Raw genomic sequence first — 23,049 nt, 5'->3', positions numbered from 1 at the left:
TATGATATTGGTCAATCGAACGCCGGGAGTCTGCCGAATGGATGTCGAAGCCGCCCTCAAGCCGAAGCACGAAGCGAGACGCGATCCGCGTTACGACATCCTGTTCGAGCCGGTGAAGATCGGTCCGCTTATCGCCCGGAATCGGTTCTATCAGGTCCCGCACTGCAACGGTGCCGGCTATCGCTATCCCAATACGGTCGCCGGCATGCGCGGCGTGAAGGCGGAAGGCGGCTGGGCGGTCGTGTGCACCGAGTTCTGTTCGGTCCATCCGGCGGGCGATCCTTCGCCGACGGGACATGCCAGGCTGTGGAATGACGATGATGTCAGGGCGAATGCGCTGATGGTCGATGCCGTGCACCGCCACGGCTCGCTTGCCGGCTGCGAGACCGTACTCACGGGCGCCTATACGCATAACCGGGACAGTCGCGAGATCGCCTACAGCCCGACATCGAGGCCATCGCCGCTTGGTGATTTCCCGTCGCATTCACGTACCGTGTCGAAGGCCGAGATCAAGGAAATCCGCAGCTGGCACCGGCAGGGCGTGCGCCGCGCCAGGCAGGCGGGTTTCGATATCGTCTATCTCTACGTCGCCCATGGCGTCAGCATCCTGCATGATTTCCTTTCGCCGCGCACCAACCAGAGGACCGACGAATATGGCGGCAGCCTCGAAAACCGCACGCGGCTCATCCGCGAGATCCTCGAGGAGACCCGCGAGGAAATCGGCGATGACGGCGCGGTCGCCATAAGGTTCTCGCTCGACGAAGTCATTGCCGACCGCGGCATGAGCAAGGAAGAGGCCCGCGATGCCATGGAATTGCTCGCCGAGCTTCCCGATCTCTGGGACCTGACGGTCGGCTATATCGACTGGCCGACATCGCGTTTCGCCGAGGAGAACTGGATGGAACCGTGGCTTGCGCATGTGCGCAAAGTGTCGAGCAAGCCGGTCGTGTCGGTCGGGCGCCTGACTTCGCCCGACACCATGGTGTCGCTGGTCAAGCGTGGCCTGGTCGATTTCATCGGCGCCGCCCGGCCGTCGATCGCCGATCCATTTCTTCCCAACAAGATCAAGGAAGGCAGGCCTGAAGACATCCGCGAATGCATCGGCTGCAACATCTGTATCGCCAGCCAATTCATGGTGACGCCGGTGCGATGCACGCAGAATCCGACGATGATGGAGGAGTGGCGGCGCGGCTGGCATCCGGAACGGATGAACATCGCACGTTCGGCGAGCAGCGTTCTCATCGTAGGATCGGGACCGGCCGGGCTCGAGGCGGCGCAGGCGCTCGGCAAGCGCGGCTATGCCGTGACGCTCGCCGAATCCTCCCGCGAGCTCGGCGGCCATTTGCTGAAAGTCACCAAGCTGCCAGGCCTCGGCGAATGGATCAGGGTGCGCGATTACCGATTGTCGCAAGTGCAGAAGCAGCCGAATGTGGAGATCTTCCTGGACAGCGAGCTCACAGCCGGGCAGGTCCTGGAATTCGGTTTCGATCATGTCGCCCTTGCCACCGGCGCGCAGTGGCGCGCCGACGGTGTCGGCCGGCGCCATGCCTTTCCCTTGCCGCGACATGAAAGGAGCGTGGTGATGTCGCCCGACGACATCATGAACGGCGCCGAGGTGCCAGGACCAGTCGTCATCTTCGATGATGATCACTATTTCATGGGGGGCTCGCTTGCCGAAGTGCTGGTCAAGCAGGGACATGCGGTCACGCTCGTCACCGCCGCGGCGCTGGCCTCGAGCTGGACGATGTTCACCGGCGATCAGGGCTTCATCCAGGAGCGGTTGCTCAAGTCGGGGATAGAGATCGTCCCCAATACCGACATCATGGCGATCGGCGATGGATCGGTGACGGCAGAATGCATCTTCACGGGACGGCGGCGGGAGATCGAAGCCAGGATCTTCATCCCGGTGACGTCGCGCATCCCCGATGACCGGCTCTATCGGGAACTCGTCGGGTCCGACGAGAAGGTACCGCCGCAACTGAAATCGCTGACCCGGATCGGCGACTGCCTGTCGCCCTCGACCATAGCCCAGTCGGTCTATTCCGGTCACAAATTTGCACGCCAGCTCGACGAGAGCCCGGAGAGCATCATGGTCAAGCGCGAAGTGCAGAAGACCGATCCGTGAGTGACGGCATGGCGGATTTCAGCGGCAAGACCGTTCTCGTCACCGGCGCCGGCGGCGAGATCGGCATGGCGATCGCCCGGCGCTTCGCGCAAGCAGGCGCCAATCTCGTGCTGACGGATCTCGATCCCTCGGCCATCGCCGAGGTCAAGGCTCAGGCTTCCGCCCGGATCATCGCCCTCCGCCAGGACGTGACCAGGCTCGATGACGCCACGAATGTCGCGGCCAAGGGCGCGGCTGCGTTCGGCGGCTTCGATGTCGTCGTGACGTCTGCCGGGCTCTATCAGCACGCGCCGTTCGGGGCGATGCGGCCGGAAACCTGGGATGCCGGCATCTCGGTGAATCTCGACGGCGTCTTCCTGACGCTCAAGGCCCTTCATCCCCATTTGCGCTCGCCGGGCAGCATCGTGAATGTCGCCTCGATGGCGGCGCATCGCGGCAGCTTCGAGCACGCGCAATATGCCGCGGCGAAAGGCGGTGTCCTGGCCTTGACCCGCAGCCTCGCGCGCGAGCTGGCGCCAGGCATACGCGTCAATGCCGTCTCGCCGGGGCTCATCGACACCAGGATGATCAGGCAATTGGCGGATGACCAGCTTTCCCGCCTCGTCTCGGACACGCCGCTCCATCGGCTGGGAACGGCCGACGAAGTGGCGCAAGCGGTTCTGTTCTTGAGCAGCCCCGCCGCCAGCTTCATCACCGGCGAAGTTTTGCATGTAAATGGCGGTCTCCATATGGCAGGTTGAGTGCTGATGAAAAGGCCCGAGACAGTGACCCGTCGATCCAAGCTTCCGAAATCAAGCACGCTGCCCGATCACATCGCCGTGGCTTTACGCCGCGACATTGAATCGGGACGGGTGAAAGCGGGCAGCCTCCTGCCGGAGGACCGCGATCTCGCGACGAAATTCGGCGTCGGTCTGAAAGCCGTGCGTGACGGCTTGAACATCCTGCGCGCCGAAGGCCTGGTGGTCGCGAGCCGCAATGGCCGTCTGGTGGCCCGCAACCATCCGGGCTTCCGGCTGCATCCTGATTTCGAGGATCGCGACGATCTCGCCCAGCTCATCGAGTTCCTGATTTCGGTCGAGAGCGAATACACGGCACTGGCGGCCGGCCGGCGAACGGCGGGCGAGCTCAAGCGGATCAAGATGTCGCTCGACGACCTCAAGGATGCCGTTGCCGAGCAGCGCTCGGGCAGCGATGAGGACATGCAGTTCCACTATGAGATCCTCCGCGCCAGCCATAACCGCCACATCGTGCGCTTCGGAAGATTTCTCGAAGACGAGGTGCGGCGGCTGATTCGCACCGCGCGCGCCAATACGGCGCGCTATGCCGGGCTGATGGTCGACGTCCTGGCCGAGCATCAGGCTATCTATGATGCGATCGAACGGCGCGACCCGGAAGCCGCGCGCGCCGCCGCGGCCATCCACCTGCGCAATTCCGCCGAGCGCCTCAAGCGCTATCGCGAGGCGGCAAAGCCGCAAAAAACCTGATCACAGACCGCGTGACTGTTGACAGAAAATCGCCGCAATGCTTTCATGATACTCGGAAGTATGAAACAAAAACGACAGGGAGAGAGACGATGAAGCGATTTTTGGCGGCCAGTACGATAGCGTTTGCCCTGGCGGGCGGAATGAGCGCGAGCCTCGCTGCGGAGGAGATCACGTTCGTCGGCTGGGGCGGAGCGAGCCAGGAGATGTTCACCAAGGTGATGATCGAACCTTTCGCGCAACGGACCGGCGTCGGCGTGAAACAGGACGTCATGGACGGCAATTATGCGAAGATCAAAGCCATGGTCGACGCCGACCGGGTGACCTGGGATGTCTTCCATTCCGATCCGTTCTTCCCGGTCGGCTCCTGCGGCACCTATGCCGAGAAGATCGACACGGCGGTCGTCGATGTCAGCCATCTGCCGAAGAAGATGGTATCCGACTGCGCCGTCCCGATCTTCCAGTACGCCTTCCTCCTAGTCTACAACACGGAGAAATACGGAGACAATCCGCCGAAGACCTGGGGCGATTTCTTCGACACCGAGAAATTCCCCGGCAAGCGGGCGATGTACAATGCCGCCTGGGCGGGAACGCTGGAGGTCCCCTTGCTCGCCGACGGCGTCGCTCCCGACCAGCTTTTCCCGCTCGATTACGACCGCGCCTTCAAGAAGCTCGATACGCTCGGATCGAGCCTCGTGTTCTTCGACACCGGCGCGCAGATGCAGGAGATGATGGAACGGGGCGAGGTCGATATGGTCGTCTCCTGGTCGGGCCGTGCCTATAATGCCGTCAAGAACGGCGCCAAATTCAAACCCGTATGGACGCAGCCCTTGGCCACCTATGATGTGCTTATGGTGCCGAAAGGCAGCAAGCATCGCGAGACCGGCATGAAGATGATCGCCGAAGCGATCAGCCCCGAGGCGCAAAGCAAGATAACCGACTTCGTCGGCTATGCGCCGGTCAATGACCAGGCCACGCCCAACGCCAATGATGTGCTCAAGCAGTTCCTCATCACCACGCCCGGCCATGCCGATGAGCTGATCGTCGTCGACCAGGCCTGGTATGCCAAGAACCAGGAGGAAGCGACGAAGCGCTTCACCGATTGGGTGTCCTCCAAATAGCAGAGACAGAAGCGTCATCGGTGCAAACGCCGATGGCGCCTTGAATGAGGTTGGCCGTGGAGCAGAGTCTGGTGGGAGCAGGGGATTGGTCGAGGCGCCGCACCAGGTGGAAGACCCGGCTGACCGCCGGGCGCGAGGTCCTGGCGCTGCCGGCCTTCCTTCTGCTCCTGCTGGTGACCATCCTGCCGCTCGGCTGGCTCCTGTTCATGAGCCTTACCGATCCCGTGCCGGGCTTCGGCAATTATGCGGAGCTCCTGTCGCGGGCGGGATTCCAGCGCGCTTTCCTGCGCACGCTCAAGATGGCGACGATCGTCACCGGCGTGACCTTGCTCTTGGGTTACCCTTACGCCTATGCCATGACGCTCGCTAAGCGCCACACATGGCTGCTGCTCACCATCCTGGTCCTGTTGCCCTTGTGGACCAGCCTGATGGCACGGACCTTCGCCTGGGTCATCCTGCTGTCGGACAATGGCGTCATCAACAACATGCTGGACGCGCTCGGCCTGGGGCGGCTGCCCCTGATCCGCACCGAGCTTGGCGTCACCATCGGGATGACGCAACTGCTCCTGCCGTTCATGGTCCTGCCGCTCTACAATTCGATGATCGGTGTCGATCGTCGCCTGGTGCTTGCCGCGGAATCGCTCGGCGCCTCGCGCTTGACCGCGCTGCGCTCGGTCTATCTGCCTTTGACGCTTCCCGGCATCATCGGCGGGGCGACCATCGTCTTCATCATGTCGCTCGGCTTCTATGTCACGCCGATGCTCCTCGGTTCGCCGCGCGAAGCCATGATCGCACCCTATATCGGTGTGCAGGTGAACCGCCTTCTCGCGTTCAACCTCGCCGGCGCCGGCAGCTTCATTCTGGCTTTCGCCGTCGCCATCATCCTCGTTCTGACCGCGCGGTTCCTGTCCTCGGGCAACATGATCGGCGGCTATGGCGCCGAAACCGGCTCGCGCGCCGGGCAGAAACTGCCATGGCCGTTGCGGCTGCACACCGCGGTGGTTGGACTCATCCTCTTTCTGCCCGTTCCGGTCGTCACCTTGCTGGCCTTCACCGGGCGGCCGAGCTTCGAATTCCCGCCCAGCGAATACTCCTTGCGTTATTTCATCCACTTCTTCACCGATCCGGTGTGGTCGGCGAGCCTGCGCAATTCGCTCGTCATCGGCATCTGCTCGGCGACGCTCGCCGCCGTCTTCGGCAGTGCCGCCGCCTATGGGCTGACGCGTTCCACGTCCCGCTGGTGTCAGGCGGCCTATGCCGTCCTTTTGACGCCGATCGTGCTGCCCGGCATCGTCGGCGCCGTCGCCGCCTATGTCTTCTTCCTCAGGCTCAGTCTCTCCGAGACGTTCACCGGCCTCATCCTCGCGCATGCGGTGCTGGGGCTGCCTTTCGTGCTGATCACCGTCAGCTCGGTGCTCAAGAGCTTCGACACAAGGCTCGAAATGGCGGCGTCATCGCTCGGCGCCTCCAGCGCCGAGACGATCAGGACCGTGACCTTGCCGCTCATCCTGCCCGGCGTGATCACCGGCATGGTGTTCGCCTTCGTCACTTCTTTCGACGAGATCGTCTACACGCTCTTCCTGCAGGGGCCCGACACTCGGACGCTCCCGGTGCAGATGTATCTTTCCGTCACCGCCGAGGTCGATCCCACGATCGCGGCGGCATCGACCGTGGTCGTCTTCGTCACCACGGCGCTGTTCTGTTCCACCTATTTCCTGAGGCGCTCGCCATGACATCCAGCCAGCACGGAGCCCGTGTCGATCTCGGCAACCTCACCAAGCGCTTCCATGATGGCGAGGCGGCCGTCCTCGACGTGAATTTGAACATCAAAGCGGGCTGCTTCATGACGTTCCTCGGGCCCAGCGGCTCGGGCAAGACGACGACCTTGAACATGATCGCCGGCTTCATCCGGCAGACCGTCGGGTCAGTGCGGATTGACACCAAGGACGTTTCCGATCTGCCGCCCAACAAGCGCCAGCTCGGCATGGTCTTTCAGCATTATGCCTTGTTTCCCCATCTCAGCGTCTTCGAGAACATCGCCTATCCCTTGCGCCGCCGGCGGATGTCGGAAGACCAGGTCAAGATAAAGGTCGGGAACACGATCAAGCGGGTGCATCTCGAGGGCTTCGAGAAGAAGCATCCGCAACAGCTCAGCGGCGGGCAGCAGCAGCGCGTCGCGGTGGCGCGCGCCATCGTCTATGAGCCGCCCGTGCTGCTCATGGACGAGCCGCTGGGCGCGCTCGACCGAAAGCTCAGGGAAGAGCTCCAGCTCGAGCTGAGCCGTCTGCATCGTGATGTCGGCAGCACGTTCATCTATGTCACTCATGACCAGGAGGAGGCCTTGGCGCTCTCCGACCAGATCGCGGTTTTCCGCGACGGCCGGATCGAGCAAGTCGGCACGCCCGAGGTGCTCTATTCCGATCCCGCCAATCTGTTCGTGGCGCGGTTTCTTGGCGAATCGAACATCATTCACGGGCAAAGACGATCGGGCGCCTTCGTCTCGCGCCATGATCAGGTGCTCGATGTGCAATCGACCGGCCTGCCGGGGGAGATGGAGATCGCGCTCCTGGTGCGGCCGGAAAGCATGCGCCTGTCGGGCAGGAACGGGACAGCCTCCGGCAATGGCCTCGCCGCCACCGTCACCGACATCGTCTATCTGGGATCGTCCCGGAAGGTCATCCTGAAGACGCTGCAAGGCGGCGACGACCTGATCGCCCGCGAAGTCTCAGGCCAATACAGCAACATCGAAAGAGGCGCGGAAGTGTTCGTCGGATGGAGCCCAAATGACGCGAAGCTCATCCGTGCCGCTTGAGTCGAGAGGGGCCAATGACGGAAGCGGGATCGCGATGGGACTTCTGACGACGAAGCTCGCCTTGGTGACCGGATCGGCGCACGGGCTTGGCGCGGCGATCGCGCATGGGCTTGCCCGCGAAGGTGCTAAGGTGATCTGCAGCGACCGCAATGCCGAGGCCGCCGAGACCATAGCCCATGAGATCAGGAGCCGCGGCGGCGAGGCGCATGCGGCGCAAATCGACGTGACCGACCGCAAGGCCGCTTATGCGGCGGCCGACGAGATCACGGCGCGCTACGGCAATCTCGATATCCTCATCAACAATGCCGGTATTGCGGGCCGGGCGGCGATCGACGATCCGGCGGTCGACGATGTCTGGGACCGCGTCATGGCGGTCAATCTCAACGGCGCCTTCAATGTGGTGCGCGCCTTCGTTCCGGCGTTGAAATCGTCGAGGGGAGCGGTCGTGAACATCGCTTCCGTCGTCGCCTTCGTCAGCGGCGCATCGACCGCGGGCTATGTGGTCTCCAAGGGCGCCATCCGCTCCCTGACCCAGGTGCTGGCGCGCGATCTTGCCGAGCATGGCGTCAGGGTCAATGCGGTCGCGCCCGGGATCATGATGACCGACATGGCGCGGGCGCAGTTGTCCCGCCCCAATGGCGCAGACTGGTTCCTCAACCGGGTGATGATGAAACGGATCGGCGAAGTGAACGAGATCGTCGGACCCGTCGTCTTCCTCTCTTCCGAGATGTCCAGCTTCATCACCGGCACCGTGCTGCCGGTCGATGGCGGCTTCCTCGCGGCCTAGAGCGGTCGGCAACCATGGCGATCTTTGACGTTCTCCTCCCCAGAAGCGCCTGGCAGGAAATCCGCACGGAACCAGCGGACTGGGCGGCGGCCTCGCCCCAGCTCCTCGCCAGCATGCTGGTCTCGATGCATCTGGTTCGGGCCTTCGAGGAGAAGGTGCTTGATCTCGCCGGGCTCGGCCTTGTCCATGGGCCGGCGCATTCGGCCATTGGCCAGGAAGGCGGTGCGGCCGGCGCCATGTGGGCGCTCAAGTCCGGCGATCAGATCAATGGCTCGCATCGTGGCCATCATCAATTCCTGCTCAAGGCGCTGAGCTATCTGCAGCCCGAGGGCTTTGCGACCACGAGCGCCTTTTCCGAAGACGTCCGCGGTCTTGTGCGCAAGAGCCTGGGTGAAATTCTCGGGCTTTCGATCGGCTTCTGCGGCGGCCGCGGCGGCTCGATGCATCTGCGCTGGGAAGCTGCCGGCAATCTCGGCACCAACGCCATCGTCGGCGGCGGCGCGCCGCTCGCTCTCGGTGCCGCCTTCGCCCATAAGATGGCCGGAACCGACAATGTGGCTTTTACGCATTTCGGCGACGGCGCGATCAATATCGGCTCGGTCCTCGAATCGATGAACCTGGCGGCGGCGTGGAAGCTGCCGGTGTGCTTCTTCATCGAAAACAACGGCTATGCGGTCGCGACCAAGGTTGCCGAGGTGACCGCCGAGCCCAGGCTGTCGTCGCGGGGTGCGGCCTTCGCGATACCGTCCTTCCGCGTCGACGGGATGGATCCTCTGGCGGTCTATCTGGCGACGGAGGAGGCGGCTTCGATCATGCGGCGGGGTGAAGGCCCGACCATCATCGAGGTCGAGGTCTATCGCTATTTCCACCAGAACGGGCCCCTGCCGGGCAGCGCCTTCGGCTATCGCAGCAAGGACGAGGAGGCGCAGTGGCGCGAGCGCGACCCCTTGCATCGGGTGGCCGAGGAAATGCAGAGGCGGCAGTTGATCGGCGAAGCTGCGGTCGAAACGCTGCGCCGGCAATGCCAGGTTCTGATGGCTGAGATCGCCGATGAGCTGACCGAGGAAGCAGCGGGCAAGCGCAGCATCCGCTCAGGCCTATGGCCGGACAAGGCATTTCGCGATGTCGGGATCAGGAGCGACCAGAGCGAGCTCGAGGGTATGCGAACCGAGGAGCTCGAGACGTTCCAGGGTGCGATCGACGTGGAAGCGAAGTTCGTCGATGTGATCGCCCGGACACTCGGCGCGCGCATGCAGAGCGACAAGGGCATCATCCTTCTCGGCGAGGATATCCACCGGCTGAGAGGCGGCACCAATGGTGCCACCAAGGGGCTGGCGGACGAGTTCCCCGGCCGTGTGCTGGGCACGCCTATTTGCGAAGCGGCCTTTGCCGGCCTTGCCGGCGGCATGGCGATGGATGGACGCTTCAGGCCTATCGTCGAATTCATGTATCCCGATTTCGTCTGGGTCGCCGCCGACCAGGTGTTCAACCAGATCGGCAAGGCCCGCCATATGTTTGGCGGCAATATCGCCGTGCCCTTGGTCTTGCGGACGAAGATCGCCATGGGCACCGGCTATGGCTCGCAGCATTCCATGGATCCGGCCGGCATATTCGCGACCTCGCCCGGATGGCGGATCGTGGCACCCGCGACGCCCTTCGACTATGTCGGCCTGATGAACACGGCGCTTCTGAGCCGGGATCCGGTGCTGGTGATCGAGCATGTCGATCTCTATGGCAGCAAAGGCCCGGCGCCGGCCGACGATCTCGATTATTTCATTCCTTTCGGCAAGGCCAAGGTGATTCGCGCCGGCGAGATGATGACGGTTCTCACCTACTCGGCCATGGTGAGGAAAACCGTCGATCTCGTGAGCGAGCTCGCCATCGATGCCGAGGTCATCGATCTGCGCAGCCTCGATCGGGCCAGCATCGATTGGGAGACGATCGGCATGTCGGTCAGGAAGACCAACAAGGTCCTGATCGTCGAGCAGGGGGCGCTCGGAACCTCCTATGGCGGGCTGCTGGCCGATGAAATTCATCGGCGCTATTTCGACTGGCTCGACCAGCCGGTCCAGCGCGTGCATGGCGGCGAGGCGGCGCCCAGCATCTCCAAGATCCTCGAATCGGCGGCCATTGCCGGTACATCGGACATCAAGCCGGCTCTGGAGCGCGTCTTGCGCGAAAGCGGCCATTGGCCGAACCCGGTCTAGGAAGATACTTCTCCGTGGGGTCAGGGACCGGCCGCCACGGTCTCGGCGGTGCGGTCCTTGAGGGCGGTGATGCCGGCTTCCTTGGCACAATGGGCGCAGCAGAACATCCGGCCGTCGCCGGTCTCCAGACCGTGGCCGATGATGCGGCAGTCGCAATGATCGCAATGCGGCGCCATGGCCTGAATGGCGCATTCGAAGCTGTCGAAGGTCATGCTGCGGCCGGCTTGCGTGACCTTGAAGGATTTATCGTAATCATTGCCGCAGACATCGCATTTGGCCATGACACACCTCGTTTTTCCGCCCCTTGGACGGGATAATGGCCCGGGAAAGCAAAGGGTTCCCAAAACCCCTTGATCCGACCCGCTTTAGGCGTCATAAGCCTCCCCCGGCGCTGCCGTAGCTCAGTGGTAGAGCACTCCCTTGGTAAGGGAGAGGTCGACAGTTCGATCCTGTCTGGCAGCACCATCATTTCCCAAGCAAATCAGCGCTTTTTCGTTGAGCGCGTTCCCTTGTCCCCCGCCTTTGAAGTGCGAACGGAGCGCGAATCCTGGTTCCGCTGATAGCGCCCGAGCCCCTGACCTTCACCGTCACTTTGCCGACCGTGGAAGAACGGTCTTCAGGAATTCCCGGCGGTTGTCTGATTTCTTGTTTTTCAGCGAGTTCGCCTATCGATACTGCCGCCCGCTTCGCATCACGAAGACCACGCGCCGCATCGCGGCGATGTCGCGCGACGGATCGCCGTCGACCGCGATGAGATCGGCATCGTAGCCGGCAGCGATTGTTCCGATCTTGTCGCCGAGCCCGAGTACCGCCGCACCGGCCGACGTTGCGGAGACGATCGCTTCCATCGGCGACTGACCCGACTTCACGCGACACACGAGCTCCTCGGCGTTGCGGCCGTGCGCTAGCGCGACGGCATCGGTGCCGAACACGATCTTGAGGCCCGGCGTTCGAATCGCGCGACCGAACGCCTCCGACGCCGCTGCCATTCGGGCCTTGTAATCCGCGAGCGACGAGTCTGTAAAATTGTACGCGCCGGCATTATCGATGTAGTTCTGAAAGACGAGACAGACCTGCGGATCGAAGATTGTCCCGCGTTCGGCCATGAGGCGGAGCTCCGCATCGGTCGCAAACCTTCCGTGCTCTATCTGCGTGCAGCCGGCGAGTGTCGCGGCGCGAACGCTCTGCGCGCTGATCGCGTGGACGAGCGAGCGCATTCCTTGCGCCTTTGCCTCGCCGCAGATGGCCGAGAGTTGCTCATCGGAGAATGATGCCTCCGAGAGGAGCGCGCTCTCCGATGATGCGATCAGCTTGATGATGTCGGCACCGTGTGCCTTGAGCTCGCGGACGCTAATGCGAAGCGAGTCAGCGGACATAGACATATGTGCCCGACCGATTTGCGTGATCGATGTGAGAATGCGCGGGCCGGGAATCCATCCGCGTGCGACGGCGTCGCGGAGATCGATGTCTTGCAGGCCTCCGCCTCCGACACTTTGAATGGTCGTAACGCCGGCCATCAAAGTGGCGTAGAGATTTCCCGCGCGCGCGAGCACCGCTTGAACCGGCGAGTCGCCGCTGTCCTGTGAGTTTCGCTTCCCGTTGCGATCGACGTACCAGCCCGGATGGACGTGGGCATCAATGATTCCCGGAAGCAGAGTCGCCGAGCCGAGCTCGATGACGCGCGCGTCGGGGACGCTGACGGGCGATGTCGCGACGCGCTCGATCCGTCCGCCGCGCACGACGACGTAGGCATTACGCGTCGAGCCGCCGCGCCCGTCGAGCATGGTCGCCGCATGAATGACGAACGCCGAATCGGCTGTCACTTGGGCGCGCGGCGCCGACGTGCCGGCCACCCCCGCGAGAATAGCGACGATCATCGTAACCAACAGCGCGAGTCTCATTCTTTCTACCCTCGTTCGGATCCGTTGCCACATTCAGCGCACGATCCTGTTCATATACCGCGGTCTGTCGTCCACGTTCCACGGCGTGTCAGTGATCTGGATAATGTCTTTCCAAATCATTCGTGCTTCGACTCCTGCAGGATAAGGGCAATGACCCGGCGCAGCTTGGGCAATGTCTGCCCGGTCTTCCAAGTCTCGTGCCTGATCCGCTCGATTGCCGCCTCAAGCTCGGCCTCGCGGCGGCCGTCTTTCTTCCCTGTCGCCACAAAACAGTAATAAAGGCGGGTCTCACGTAGAGTCAAATTTGGCGCTGCCCAGATCAGAAGCACTATTCGGCAGCGGCGGGCAGGGGAAGAAAAATCGCTCGCGCGTACGCTTTATGGGTGAGCCTTTTGCCGCTAGCCTCGATTTGCTTGTTCACCGAGGTTTCTTCTTAGTCTGGGTCGTTTTTTGAGCGGGCTTCTGAGACTGGTTTCGACCTTTGAGGCATGACGCTCGATCAGGATAAAGCTTGTATGTGTCCCGGCATTCATTTGCGCAGTATGTGATTGAAGGAGTGCACTTCCACCGACCGTAGCTGGAGTGGCAGCCGCAAAACCTAGCGCTGGCGGGATGCGCTGCCGAAATCAAGCTTGCGCCAATCAGCCCGGCGATAATGAAGACGTTTTTCATTGCCGTACCCTCCTTGCGTGCTGTCGATCAGTCGACAGCGGCCCCGTTTGGCGGTGGCGGCGTCCAGCCGGCTGCAACCAGCATTTTCCGGCACTCATCCAGGGCGCTCTGATAATTCAGAAGCTCCTGCGCTGTGGTCGCGGTCTTCCAGTCGGCAGCATCGACGGCATCGCTCATTTTCTTTTGCGCCACCTGAAGTATGGCTTGCCAGCGTATATCGTCCTTGTTGAACGAATAGATCATGTAGGTTTCAAATTCGCTCTTGATCTTGTGATAGACGGAGCCGGAATTCGTCTGGTCCGTCTTTACGGCCTCTCGCCGCCAATCGGCGATCGTGTGTTTGAACAGTTTCATCTCCTGAAACCTTGAACTTCTTGTTTCTTCTACGCGCCAATATTGCGGCGAATATGCCGTTGCGTCAATCGATGGAAGCGCCGGTTTTGGGTGTCTTGATGATGTGGTAAGGGCCGTCCATGACCCCATCCACCGAGCGCAAGCTGACCACCATCCTCTCGGCCGATGCCGTCGGCTACAGCCGGCTGATGGGCCAGGACGAAACAGGCACCTTCGCAACGCTCAAGGCCTATCGCGAGCTGACGGCGGAGCGGATCGCCGAGCATCGCGGACGAGTGGTGAATACCGCCGGCGACAGCATCCTCGCCGAGTTTCCGAGTGTCGTGAAAGCCGTCGAATGCGCCGTCGAGATCCAGCGGACGATTGCCGAGCGCAATGCCGCTCTCGCCAAGGAAAAGCAGATGTGGTTCCGCGTCGGCGTCAATCTCGGCGACGTCATGGTCGACAATGACGATCTGTTCGGCGACGGCGTGAATGTGGCGGCGCGGCTCCAGGCGCTGGCCGATCCGGGCGGCATCCTCATCTCAGGCACGGTCTTCGATCATGTGAAGGACAAGCTCGCGGTAAGCTTCGATGCGCTGGGCAGCAAGGCGATCAAGAACATATCGGCGCAAGTCCCGGTCTATCGGGTGGTGTTGGAGCCGGGAGGTGCTGCGACAGCCGCGGCGGCGGCGCCGGCGCACGAGCCGGTCGATCCGCCGCACGATGCCAGGCAAATCCAGCGCCGGGAGCGCATGCACCGCTTCATGATGAGCACCGCCTATGCCGCGACGCTGATCGTCTTCCTGTTCTTCATCAACATACTGTCCGGCGGCGAGCTCTGGTTCCAATGGCCGACGCTCGCCATCCTCTTGGTCTATGCCCTCAGAACCATCGTCCTGTTCCGCAAAATGCTGTAACTCGCTCAATCGTTCATGTCGGAGCGGTGGATCTCGCGCCAGTCCTCCGGCAGATCGAAAGTGCCGCGCCAGATGCCGCGCTTGTCGCGGCGCGCCTCGTCCTCTTCGCGCACATAAAGCGTGCCATGGCGCGTATAGGCGATGGCCCAGCCGAGACGGACCATCTCCGAATTGATCACCACATCGCCCACCGTGCAGCGCGAGACGAGACGGCCATAGCGGTCGGCATCGAGGCCGGTGCATTCGACCATGCGGCCGGCCACGAGATGGCGCAAGGCGCGCGCCGCCTCCTTCCCGCAATCCCAGTCGCGCCCGGCCGCGTCGCGGCAGGTCTGGCGATATTCGGGCGCATCGATGCCGTTGAGCCTGATCTCGTCCTTGCCGCGCCTGAAGGAATCGCCGTCGATGACATCGACATTGCCGGGCGTCACCGTCACCTGGTTGAAGACGCGGACAGCGAGGAGAATGAGCGCCGCGGCCGCGGTGAAAATCGCGATGTCGAGCAGGCTTCGCCACCAAGGCCGTGGCGGACGCGGCGGACCGCGGCGCCACCGCCTGCGATAGCGTGGATATCCTACGACCGGCGGCGATCCCATCGCCGTGCCGCTTCATCGTCATGGTCCTTGGCATCGACCCAGCGGGACGTGCCTTGGCTCTCCTCGAGCTTCCAGAACGGGGCCTTGGTCTTGAGCCAGTCCATGAGGAACTCGCAAGCGGCGAAGGCCGCCTGGCGGTGCGCCGAAGCGGTGATCACCAGCACGATGTCGTCGCCGGGCTCGAGCCGGCCATGGCGATGAATGATCAGGCTCGCTTCGAGAGGCCAGCGCGCCAGCGCTTCCTTCTCGATTTCGGCCAGCGCCTTCTCGGTCATGCCCGGATAATGCTCGAGCGTCATGCCCTCGATAGGCACTCCCTCGCTCATCTCGCGCACCGTGCCGATGAACATGCAGGTCGCACCGCTGGCGCGATTGGCGTGTCGGAACTGCTCGAGTTCCGCTGCGGCATCGAAGGCTTTCTCTTGAACGCGGATCATGCAGGCATCTTGCCAATAATGGCGCGACCGATCAATCCGACGTGCCGAGACCCAGCTTCTTGAGCGCCGCATAGGCGGCGGCCGGATCTTCGAGGATGCCCGGCATGTCCGGATAGATCCGCGGCGCACCCCATGGCCCCTTGACCTGGATGGCGACCGGGAAGGTGGCGAATTGCGGCGCCGTGGCGTCCGTGCCCGAGACCACGAGCTGCGGATCGACCTTGAGATCGATGGCCTGGCGCAGCAGATCCGCTTCGCCCTTGCCGGTGAAGCTCAAAGCGGGACTGGTCAGGATCAGATTGCCGGTCTCGGCTATGCCATCGGCAATGATGAACGTCGCCGACAAGGCATCGAAAGACGTGCTGGCGCGCTGGTCGCTGCCCCAGCCCTCGAGGATCGTATTGGCGACCTTGCCGAAGGCCGCCTTGAGATCGACGCCCTTGATGGCGCCCGAGACGATGCGCACCGACGCCTGGCCTTTCAAGGTCGATATCAGCTCGGCGAGCGTCCGGCCGGTGGCATTGACCGAGAGGCTGGGCGAGAGCTTCCCCGACACATCGCCCAAGCCCACGGCGGCGAGCAATGCCTTGTCGGCGGCGAGGTTCTCGCCATTGACGCTGAACTGGAGCGTCGGCTGCTCCGCCTTCCCGTCGACGGTGAGAGCGAGATCGAGCGTGCCCTCGACATAGGCGGCCTTGGCGAGCTTGAGATCGAGCTTGCCGTCACGCAAATCGGCGGTAAGGCGTGCCGGCCCGGTGCGGAGCGCACCATAGGCGAAGGCCTTGGCCGAAACGTCGAGATCGGCATCAAGGGTCTTGAGGGCCGAAAGGTCGATAGGCTTCGACGACCAGGGGCTTGTGAGAAAGGATGCCGCCGACGACGGCGCAGCACCGCTGTAGCGCGTCAGGTCGATCGTCTGGGCTTCGACCGTGGCTTCGATCATCGGCCGCCCTTTGCCCAGCGCCATGGCGATGTCGCCTTCACCGCGCATATCGTCGAGCACGAACTGCGTATTGTTGAAGGCGAGACCCTTGTTCGAGGTTTCGACCGCGCCGGCGAGCTCGAAGCGGGCGCCGGTCAGGCCAGAGGGCAAGGCGGCCCCGAACCACGATGCCGCAAGGCCGAGATCGGTTCCCTTGATCTCGCTTTGGCCGTCGAGCTCGAAGCCGCGGGCGAGGGCGGCGCGGCCGGAGAACTGGAAGGCAAGACCCGGCGCCTCGAGCGTGAGATCGGCTGGCGATCCGTCCTCGGCGACGCGTTGCGGCGATTTGAGGAAGAGCGTGAAGGTGGCGCGCCGCTCGTTCCAGACAAGTGAGCCCTTGGCGTTGAATTCATCGGCTGGGCCGGCAAGCGAGGCCAGCGATTCCACATTGGTGATCTGGGCCGCCGCTCCGCTGCGCTCGTCGAGAAAGGCGATGCGGCCCTCGGCGATGCGCACCGGCAGTCCCGGCGGCTCGCCGGCTTGCGGCTGCGCGGCATAGTTCCAGTTGGCACGCCCGTCGGCGCTCACCACCAGGTTGATATTGGGCCGCTCGAGGACGACCTCGTCGATGCCCGCTTCACCGAGGCCCAGAAGGCCGTCCGCGGGCATGATCCGTATCGTTTCGATGGTGGCGAGCGGTGCCGAGGTAAAGCCCTTGGGCGCCGGGATGACGACATTGCCGAAGGATACCGAAAAACGCGGCCAGAAGGATATGCCGGGCAGGCCCGACGACGTCACCTGCATGCCGGTCTGGCGCTCGACGCGTTGGGCAAGATCCGCCGAAACCGCCCGGATGCGGGTGGTCAGCAAGATACCGGCTGCGACAATGACGACAGCGGCAACAGCGAGGATGGCCAGTAAGAGTTTGCGCATTAGGCTCCTTGCAAGGCAATTCCGGCGACGAAGTCAAGGGTTGACTTCAAGCCCTTATTCGGGGCCTTGGGAGCACGGAAATGCGGCATGATCGTGCCGCTTGGGTAATTCACGCCGATCACAAGAGATTGTGCAATCGGAAAGCGAGTGACGATCGAGAGGGAGGATTGCGATGTCGACTGCCGAGCCATTGTGGGCGCCCGACGCCGAGCGCAAGGCCGGATCCAACCTGGCCGCCTTCCGAACGCATCTGACCGAGGCCTATGGCCATGGTCCGTTCACCACCTATGGCGACATTCATGAGTTTTCCGTGCGGTATCCCGAACTCTTCTGGGCCGGTCTATGGGATTTCGCCAAGGTCAAGGCTTCGGCGCGCGGAAAGCGCGTGCTCGCCGACGGCGACAAGATGCCGGGTGCCAAATTCTTTCCCGACGCCAGGCTCAATTATGCCGAGAACCTGCTGGTCAAATCCGACGATTCAACCGCCCTGATCTTCCGCGGCGAGGACAAGGTGAAGAAGTCGATGAGCTGGCGCGAGCTCAACAACGCGGTGGCGCGGCTGCACCACGCCTTCGCCACGGCCGGCTTGAAGCCTGGCGATCGCGTCGCCGCCATCGTGCCCAACATGCCGGAGACCATCGTCGCCTTCCTCGCGGTCACCTCGCTCGGCGGCATCTGGTCGTCCTGCTCGCCCGATTTCGGCGAGCGCGGCATCCTCGACCGCTTCGGCCAGATCAAGCCGCGCTTCCTCGTCACCTGCGACGGCTATTACTACAACGGCAAGACCATCCCGATCGCCAACAAGGTGGCCGCGGTGCTGAAGGAACTCACCTGCGTCGAGGAGACCGTCATCATCGACTATATCGGCACGGCGACGGATATATCGCGGACGATTCCACGCGCTGTCGCCTATGAGGACTATATCTCGCGCAAGCAGCCCGAACCGATCACATTCGCGCAGCTGCCCTTCGACCATCCGCTCTATATCCTCTATTCCTCAGGGACCACGGGCATTCCCAAATGCATCGTCCATGGCGCGGGTGGCGCGCTTCTCAAGCATTTGTGCGAGCTTCTGCTCAATTCCGACGTCAAATCCAGCGACCGCCTGTTCTACTTCACCACCTGCGGCTGGATGATGTGGAACTGGCTGGTGAGCGGGCTTGCGACCGGCGCGACATTGCTGCTCTATGACGGCTCGCCCTTCGCCCCCAGCGAGAAAGTGCTCTTCGACTATGCCGATCAGGAGGGCATGACGCTCTTCGGCACGTCGGCCAAATATATCGATGCGGTGAAGAAATCGGGCCTCAAGCCGCGCGAGACCCACAAGCTCGCGACCGTGCGCACGATGTTCTCGACCGGCTCGCCGCTCGCGGCCGAAAGCTTCGATTTCGTCTATCGCGACATCAAGCGCGACCTGCATCTCGCTTCGATCTCGGGCGGCACCGATATCTGCGGCTGCTTCGTCGGCGGCAACCCGTTGTCGCCGGTGTGGCGCGGCGAGATCCAGGGGCCGATGCTCGGCATGGCGGTCGATGTCTATGACGACGAAGCGAAGCCCTTGCGGGGCGAGAAGGGCGAACTCGTCTGCACCGTGCCCTTCCCGTCCATGCCGGTGAGGTTCTGGAACGACGAGAATGGCGAGAAATATCACAACGCCTATTTCGCGCGCTTTCCCAATATCTGGTGCCACGGCGATTTCGCCGAATGGACCCCGCATGGCGGCATCATCATCCATGGCCGCTCCGATGCGACGCTCAATCCAGGGGGCGTGCGCATCGGCACCGCCGAGATCTATGCCCAGGTCGAGCGCATCCCCGAAGTCGTCGAAGCCCTGGCGATCGGCCAGGACTGGGACAATGACGTGCGCATCGTGCTCTTCGTGCGGCTCAGCGAGGGAGCGAAGCTCGACGAGGCCCTGGTCAACCGCATCAAGCAGCAGGTCCGCCAGGGCGCATCGCCGCGCCATGTGCCGGCGAAGATCGTCCAGGTCGCCGACATACCGCGCACCAAGTCCGGCAAGATCACCGAGCTCGCGGTGCGCGATGTCGTGCATGGCCGCGTGGTCAAGAACAAGGAAGCGCTCGCCAATCCGGAAGCGCTCGACCTCTACAAGGACCTGGCCGAGCTCAAGAGCTGAGCTTCCACACACTCTCCCGCTCGCGCGGGGCGAGGGGATTTCACACTGCCAATACCCGTGTGGTCGGGAAGGTGATCTCGACGAGAGTGCCCTTGCGTGGCTCGCTCGAGATCTCGAAGCTGGCGCGGTTGGCCTCGGCGAGCGCCTTGGTCAGGGGGAGGCCGAGGCCCGTGCCCGGCACGTCGCGGCCGTCGGTGGTGATGCGGCGGAAGGGCTCGAGCGCCTCCTTGATCTCGGCCTCGGTCATGCCGAGGCCGGTATCCTTCACCCTGAGCTTGAGCTCGCCCGCCTTCGTCAGCTGGCCCGAGATGATGACCTGGCCGCCCGGATCGGTGAACTTGATCGCATTGGTCAGGAGATTGAGCATGATCTGGCTCATCGAGCGATAGTCGGCGACGACATTGGGCAGGTCCGCCGGGATCGTGCGGCGCAGGATGACGCGCCCCGCCGTCGCCTGTTCCTGCACCATCTTGACGGCATGCTCGATGACCTCGGTGAGCGCCACCGCGGTGAAGTTGAGCTCGAGCTTGCCGGCCTCGACCTTCGACAGATCGAGCAGATCGTTGATGAGCGAGAGGAGGTGGGCGCCGCTCGAATGAATGTCGTTCACATAGCCGCGATACTTGTCGTTCTGGATCTCGCCGAAACGCTCCATGCGCATGACCTCGGAGAAGCCCAATATGGCATTGAGCGGCGTGCGCAATTCGTGGCTGATCTTGGCGAGGAACTCGGATTTCTGCCGGCTCGCCTGTTCGGCGGCGTCCTTGGCTTCGCGCAATTCCGCCTCGGTGCGCTTCCATTGGGTGATGTCGCGCAAGACCGCGCAGAAGGCTGCACCCTTCTGGGTGGTCGGATGCAATCGCCCGATGGTGAGGAACAACGGCACCACGCCGCCTTGCTTGACGACCGCCGTCACTTCGCGTCCGTCATTGAAAACCGTCGCAAGCCCTGGTCCCTGGAGGGCCGACAAATAGTCGCGCAGGATCCGGCGGCTGTCCGGCGCAAGCAGGGTCGCCAAAGGCTTTTCCACGACCTCGGCGATGCGATAGCCGAAAATCGCCTCGGCGCCGGCGCTGAAGGTGCGGATGTTGCCCGCGGCATCGAGCGTGATGATGCCGTCGGCCGCGGTGTCGAGGATGTTGCGCAACTCCTCGTCCTCGGCGATCTCGCTTTGCCGGGCGATCTCGAGTGGCGCCTTCGCCGGAGCGGCTTCCGCCTTGGCGGGCCGCGGTGCTCCTGCCGGCGGTTGCGGCCGCGGCTCCTCCTTGGGCGGCTCGACAATGATCTCGGCCTTGGGCGGCTCGGTTTTTGGCCGCTCGCTCACCTGCTCGGCCCTCGGCCGCGGGGCGGGGGCGTCCCGGAAGTCGATGACATCCGCTTTGGGCTGGGGCGGTGGCGCCGCGGGGGCTTGTTCGACCGGCGACGCGGAGGCGGCCTCGGTCAGGGTTATCTGCAGGGCCGGTCCGTTGCGCCAAGCGATGGGAAGCGCCGCCAGGTCCACCGCCAGGGCGCCGCCATCGCCGGTCGCGAGCCGCGCGGTCGAGACGCCGCGCGGCGGCCCGCCGGAAAAGACCATCTTCTCCTGCAGGCCCTCCAGCGTCTCGAAGCGCAAAAGCTTGAGAGCGGCGGGATTAGCGTAATGGATCTTCTCGTCCTGTACGATGATGACGGGATGAGGGAAGCTGTCGATCTTGCGGGTGACGACCGGCGGCAGGCCTGGCATGCGCACCGGCACGGCCTGGATCTTCATCGGGGCGGGGGGCGCCGATTGCGCCTTCTCCGCCCTGAGCGACTTGCCGAGAGCTTCGAAAGCCTGGACATCCGCGGGCGAAAGCTGAGCTTCGCTCTTGACCGGGGCGGGCGGCGAGGCCGCCGCCACGCCGAAACTGCGTTCGAGGGCGCGCCGGTCGGTGACGTCCTCGCAGATCAGCAGGATGACGGCTTCGGCGCCTTTGTCGACGGGCAGGAATTTGGCGGTCAATCGGATCTCGCGCTCGCCGAACACCGTGTCGAGCTTGCGCGTCTGCCCGAGCGTGCCCGAGGCAGTGACCCGATGCAGGAAATCCTGCGCCGCATCGGGGCCGCCGAGGAGCCGTGAGACGGAGCCGCGCTGCTCGGCCGTGAACAGGCGCTCGGCGGCGGCGTTGGCGAAGGTCACCGTGCCTTGCGAGAGCAGCAAGGCCGGGAAGGGCAGGTCGCTGAACGCACGTGCCAGGTCGCCGGACTGGCCTTGGGTTTCGGCAGTCTCGGCAAGGCTGACCACCAGGAGGCCGGTGCGGCCGTCCGGCAAGGTATGAAGGCCGCATTGACAGGAGAGCGGGGTCAGGGCGCCGGTCGAGGGGAAATGCAGAAGCGCCTTGCGCGCCTCGCCGCGCCGCAAGCGCTTCGCCAGTGCCCCCAGATTTTCGACGCCAGGCTCGGCCGGGTCGAACAGCCGGTCGAGGAGGTCGAATAAGGTCTCGCCGCCGAAATAGGCAATGCTCGCCTTGTTGGCCCAGACGATGCGCGCCCGCTCGCTGTCCCACAGCCAGGATGGCTGGGGCAGGTCCCGCAAATCCTCGAGCGTTGGCAAACCGGCCTGACCCACTTACCCTGTCATGGGCATTGGCACCCATGACCCCTTGCTTGAAACCCACCTCCGCAGAATCGCGGCCCTGGCAATTTGTTTATAATCGATCGCTAATTGGTTACAATTCATCAATCTTTTATTAAGCTTAACGGCCTGCCTCAAGTCTAACGGGAGTCGCAGCGAGGATCATGTCCTCCGTGCCTGTTCTCCACAGGCTCCTGCTGCATTGCAAAATATGTTGCATCGCACAAAAATAGTCCCTATCTAGGAGAATGACGGTCACTCGCGGCTCGATTGGGGCCTGCGGACAAGGAGAGCGTGACACATGAGCAAGAAACTGAAAATCGTCGAGACGCCTTCGGTCGAGGTTCCGCCCGAGGTTGCTGATTTCGCCCAGAAGTCGGTCGACCAGGCGCAGGCCGCTTTCGACAAGGCGAGCGACCTCGCCCATTCCAACATGCAGTATTTCGATGCCGCCGCCGGCGCCTTCAAGGCGCGCGCCGCCGACATCCAGCTCAAGGCGATGGAAATCGCCCAGATCAACATGAATTCCGCCTTCACCTTCGTGCGCAAGGCTTTCGCGGTGAAGGACCCGACCGAATTTGCCGCACTCCATCAGGAATTTACGCGCGACCAGTTCGCCGCATTCTCGCGCCAGGCGAGCGAGCTCAACGAGCTCGGCGTGCTCCTCGCCCAGGAGACGGTGAAGCCGGTGCAGGACGGCGTGCTGAAATCCTTCGGCAATCTCTCCAAGGCGGTCGCCTGATTCTCGGACTGGGATTTTCAAGCAAGGCCCGTTTCGCAAAGACGGGCCTTTTTCACGTCTTGAAATGGCCCGAGCTTCTTGGTTTTTGCGCATCGGATTCATCCGAAAACCGCGTTGCACTTTTCGGTCCGATGCTCTAGTTTGCGCGCCGTTCAAGGACCTGTGCAGCTGTAGCTCAGTTGGTTAGAGCGTCGGATTGTGGATCCGAAGGTCCCTGGTTCGAGGCCAGGCAGCTGTACCATTCTTCCACCAACGCCATTCGCGTTCCTTGCCTCACCTATTATTTTGTATATTTTTGTGCGCAAATAACCCCGCGGGAACACAAGCCCA

18 protein-coding genes and 2 tRNA genes are annotated in these 23,049 nt (G+C 63.1%); 13 read left to right on the top strand and 7 right to left on the bottom strand.

Annotated elements, in window-relative coordinates:
• Positions 1 to 37: 37 nt before the first annotated feature.
• The 8 genes from DS839_RS09815 (at position 38) to DS839_RS09780 (ending at position 10,533) form a co-directional block, all read left to right on the top strand.
• Positions 38 to 2,125 (top strand): oxidoreductase, encoded by a 2,088-nt coding sequence (locus DS839_RS09815; protein WP_119270132.1) that lies wholly within the window; start codon positions 38 to 40, stop codon positions 2,123 to 2,125.
• Positions 2,126 to 2,133: 8 nt separating this feature from the next.
• Complete coding sequence (locus tag DS839_RS09810; protein ID WP_119270131.1) at positions 2,134 to 2,865, top strand: SDR family NAD(P)-dependent oxidoreductase; 732 nt, start codon at positions 2,134 to 2,136, stop codon at positions 2,863 to 2,865.
• Between the two features lie 6 nt (positions 2,866 to 2,871).
• Positions 2,872 to 3,609: a FadR/GntR family transcriptional regulator gene (locus DS839_RS09805; RefSeq protein WP_162918420.1), complete on the top strand. Its 738-nt coding sequence runs from the start codon at positions 2,872 to 2,874 to the stop codon at positions 3,607 to 3,609.
• A gap of 89 nt (positions 3,610 to 3,698) precedes the next feature.
• The gene (locus DS839_RS09800) at positions 3,699 to 4,727 is read left to right on the top strand and encodes an ABC transporter substrate-binding protein (RefSeq protein WP_119270129.1); all 1,029 of its coding nucleotides are present in this window, start codon (positions 3,699 to 3,701) and stop codon (positions 4,725 to 4,727) included.
• Between the two features lie 44 nt (positions 4,728 to 4,771).
• The gene (locus DS839_RS09795; protein WP_119270128.1) at positions 4,772 to 6,460 is read left to right on the top strand and encodes an ABC transporter permease subunit; all 1,689 of its coding nucleotides are present in this window, start codon (positions 4,772 to 4,774) and stop codon (positions 6,458 to 6,460) included.
• Entirely contained in the window at positions 6,457 to 7,539 is a 1,083-nt protein-coding gene (locus DS839_RS09790; RefSeq protein ID WP_119270127.1) for an ABC transporter ATP-binding protein, read from the top strand. Before DS839_RS09795 ends, DS839_RS09790 begins: the two co-directional genes overlap by 4 nt.
• Positions 7,540 to 7,573: 34 nt before the next feature.
• Complete coding sequence (locus tag DS839_RS09785) at positions 7,574 to 8,326, top strand: SDR family NAD(P)-dependent oxidoreductase (RefSeq protein ID WP_119270126.1); 753 nt, start codon at positions 7,574 to 7,576, stop codon at positions 8,324 to 8,326.
• Between the two features lie 14 nt (positions 8,327 to 8,340).
• Entirely contained in the window at positions 8,341 to 10,533 is a 2,193-nt protein-coding gene (locus DS839_RS09780; RefSeq protein WP_119270125.1) for an alpha-ketoacid dehydrogenase subunit alpha/beta, read from the top strand.
• A 20-nt stretch (positions 10,534 to 10,553) separates the two neighbouring features.
• Here DS839_RS09780 and DS839_RS09775 read toward each other — a convergent pair whose 3' ends face one another.
• Positions 10,554 to 10,814, bottom strand: coding sequence for a metallothionein (locus DS839_RS09775; protein WP_119270124.1), 261 nt, complete (start codon positions 10,812 to 10,814; stop codon positions 10,554 to 10,556).
• A gap of 109 nt (positions 10,815 to 10,923) precedes the next feature.
• On the opposite strand from DS839_RS09775, the gene DS839_RS09770 reads away from it, so the two are divergent.
• Positions 10,924 to 10,998: transfer RNA gene (locus DS839_RS09770), tRNA-Thr, on the top strand.
• A 200-nt stretch (positions 10,999 to 11,198) separates the two neighbouring features.
• Here the strand turns inward: DS839_RS09770 and DS839_RS09765 are convergent.
• Together DS839_RS09765 and DS839_RS09760 are read right to left on the bottom strand one after the other, a co-directional pair.
• Positions 11,199 to 12,434: an amidohydrolase family protein gene (locus tag DS839_RS09765; RefSeq protein WP_162918419.1), complete on the bottom strand. Its 1,236-nt coding sequence runs from the start codon at positions 12,432 to 12,434 to the stop codon at positions 11,199 to 11,201.
• Between the two features lie 699 nt (positions 12,435 to 13,133).
• Positions 13,134 to 13,589: a hypothetical protein gene (locus DS839_RS09760; protein WP_162918418.1), complete on the bottom strand. Its 456-nt coding sequence runs from the start codon at positions 13,587 to 13,589 to the stop codon at positions 13,134 to 13,136.
• On the opposite strand from DS839_RS09760, the gene DS839_RS09755 reads away from it, so the two are divergent.
• Positions 13,580 to 14,359, top strand: coding sequence for an adenylate/guanylate cyclase domain-containing protein (locus DS839_RS09755; RefSeq protein ID WP_119270121.1), 780 nt, complete (start codon positions 13,580 to 13,582; stop codon positions 14,357 to 14,359). The genes DS839_RS09760 and DS839_RS09755 overlap by 10 nt on opposite strands.
• A 5-nt stretch (positions 14,360 to 14,364) precedes the next feature.
• On the opposite strand, the gene DS839_RS09750 is transcribed toward DS839_RS09755, so the two are convergent.
• From DS839_RS09750 to DS839_RS09740, 3 genes are read right to left on the bottom strand one after another with little or no spacing between them, the layout of a single operon-like run.
• Positions 14,365 to 14,955 (bottom strand): thermonuclease family protein, encoded by a 591-nt coding sequence (locus DS839_RS09750; protein WP_119270120.1) that lies wholly within the window; start codon positions 14,953 to 14,955, stop codon positions 14,365 to 14,367.
• Positions 14,934 to 15,392: a molybdenum cofactor biosynthesis protein MoaE gene (locus DS839_RS09745; RefSeq protein WP_119270119.1), complete on the bottom strand. Its 459-nt coding sequence runs from the start codon at positions 15,390 to 15,392 to the stop codon at positions 14,934 to 14,936. Before DS839_RS09745 ends, DS839_RS09750 begins: the two co-directional genes overlap by 22 nt.
• Positions 15,393 to 15,423: 31 nt before the next feature.
• Positions 15,424 to 17,247 (bottom strand): AsmA family protein, encoded by a 1,824-nt coding sequence (locus DS839_RS09740; RefSeq protein ID WP_119270118.1) that lies wholly within the window; start codon positions 17,245 to 17,247, stop codon positions 15,424 to 15,426.
• Between the two features lie 172 nt (positions 17,248 to 17,419).
• On the opposite strand from DS839_RS09740, the gene DS839_RS09735 reads away from it, so the two are divergent.
• A complete protein-coding gene (locus DS839_RS09735; RefSeq protein WP_119270117.1) occupies positions 17,420 to 19,384 on the top strand; it encodes an acetoacetate--CoA ligase in 1,965 nt (654 codons plus the stop codon).
• 40 nt (positions 19,385 to 19,424) lie between these two features.
• On the opposite strand, the gene DS839_RS09730 is transcribed toward DS839_RS09735, so the two are convergent.
• A complete protein-coding gene (locus tag DS839_RS09730) occupies positions 19,425 to 21,971 on the bottom strand; it encodes a sensor histidine kinase (RefSeq protein ID WP_119270116.1) in 2,547 nt (848 codons plus the stop codon).
• A 307-nt stretch (positions 21,972 to 22,278) separates the two neighbouring features.
• Between DS839_RS09730 and DS839_RS09725 the strand changes: the two genes are divergently transcribed.
• Positions 22,279 to 22,719 (top strand): phasin family protein, encoded by a 441-nt coding sequence (locus DS839_RS09725; protein WP_119270115.1) that lies wholly within the window; start codon positions 22,279 to 22,281, stop codon positions 22,717 to 22,719.
• Between the two features lie 164 nt (positions 22,720 to 22,883).
• Positions 22,884 to 22,960: transfer RNA gene (locus tag DS839_RS09720), tRNA-His, on the top strand.
• Positions 22,961 to 23,049: the final 89 nt, after the last annotated feature.

The organism is Taklimakanibacter deserti, assembly GCA_003574785.1.
The sequence above is the reverse complement of the archived record's forward strand: the minus strand, read 5'-3'. Positions and strand labels throughout refer to the sequence as shown.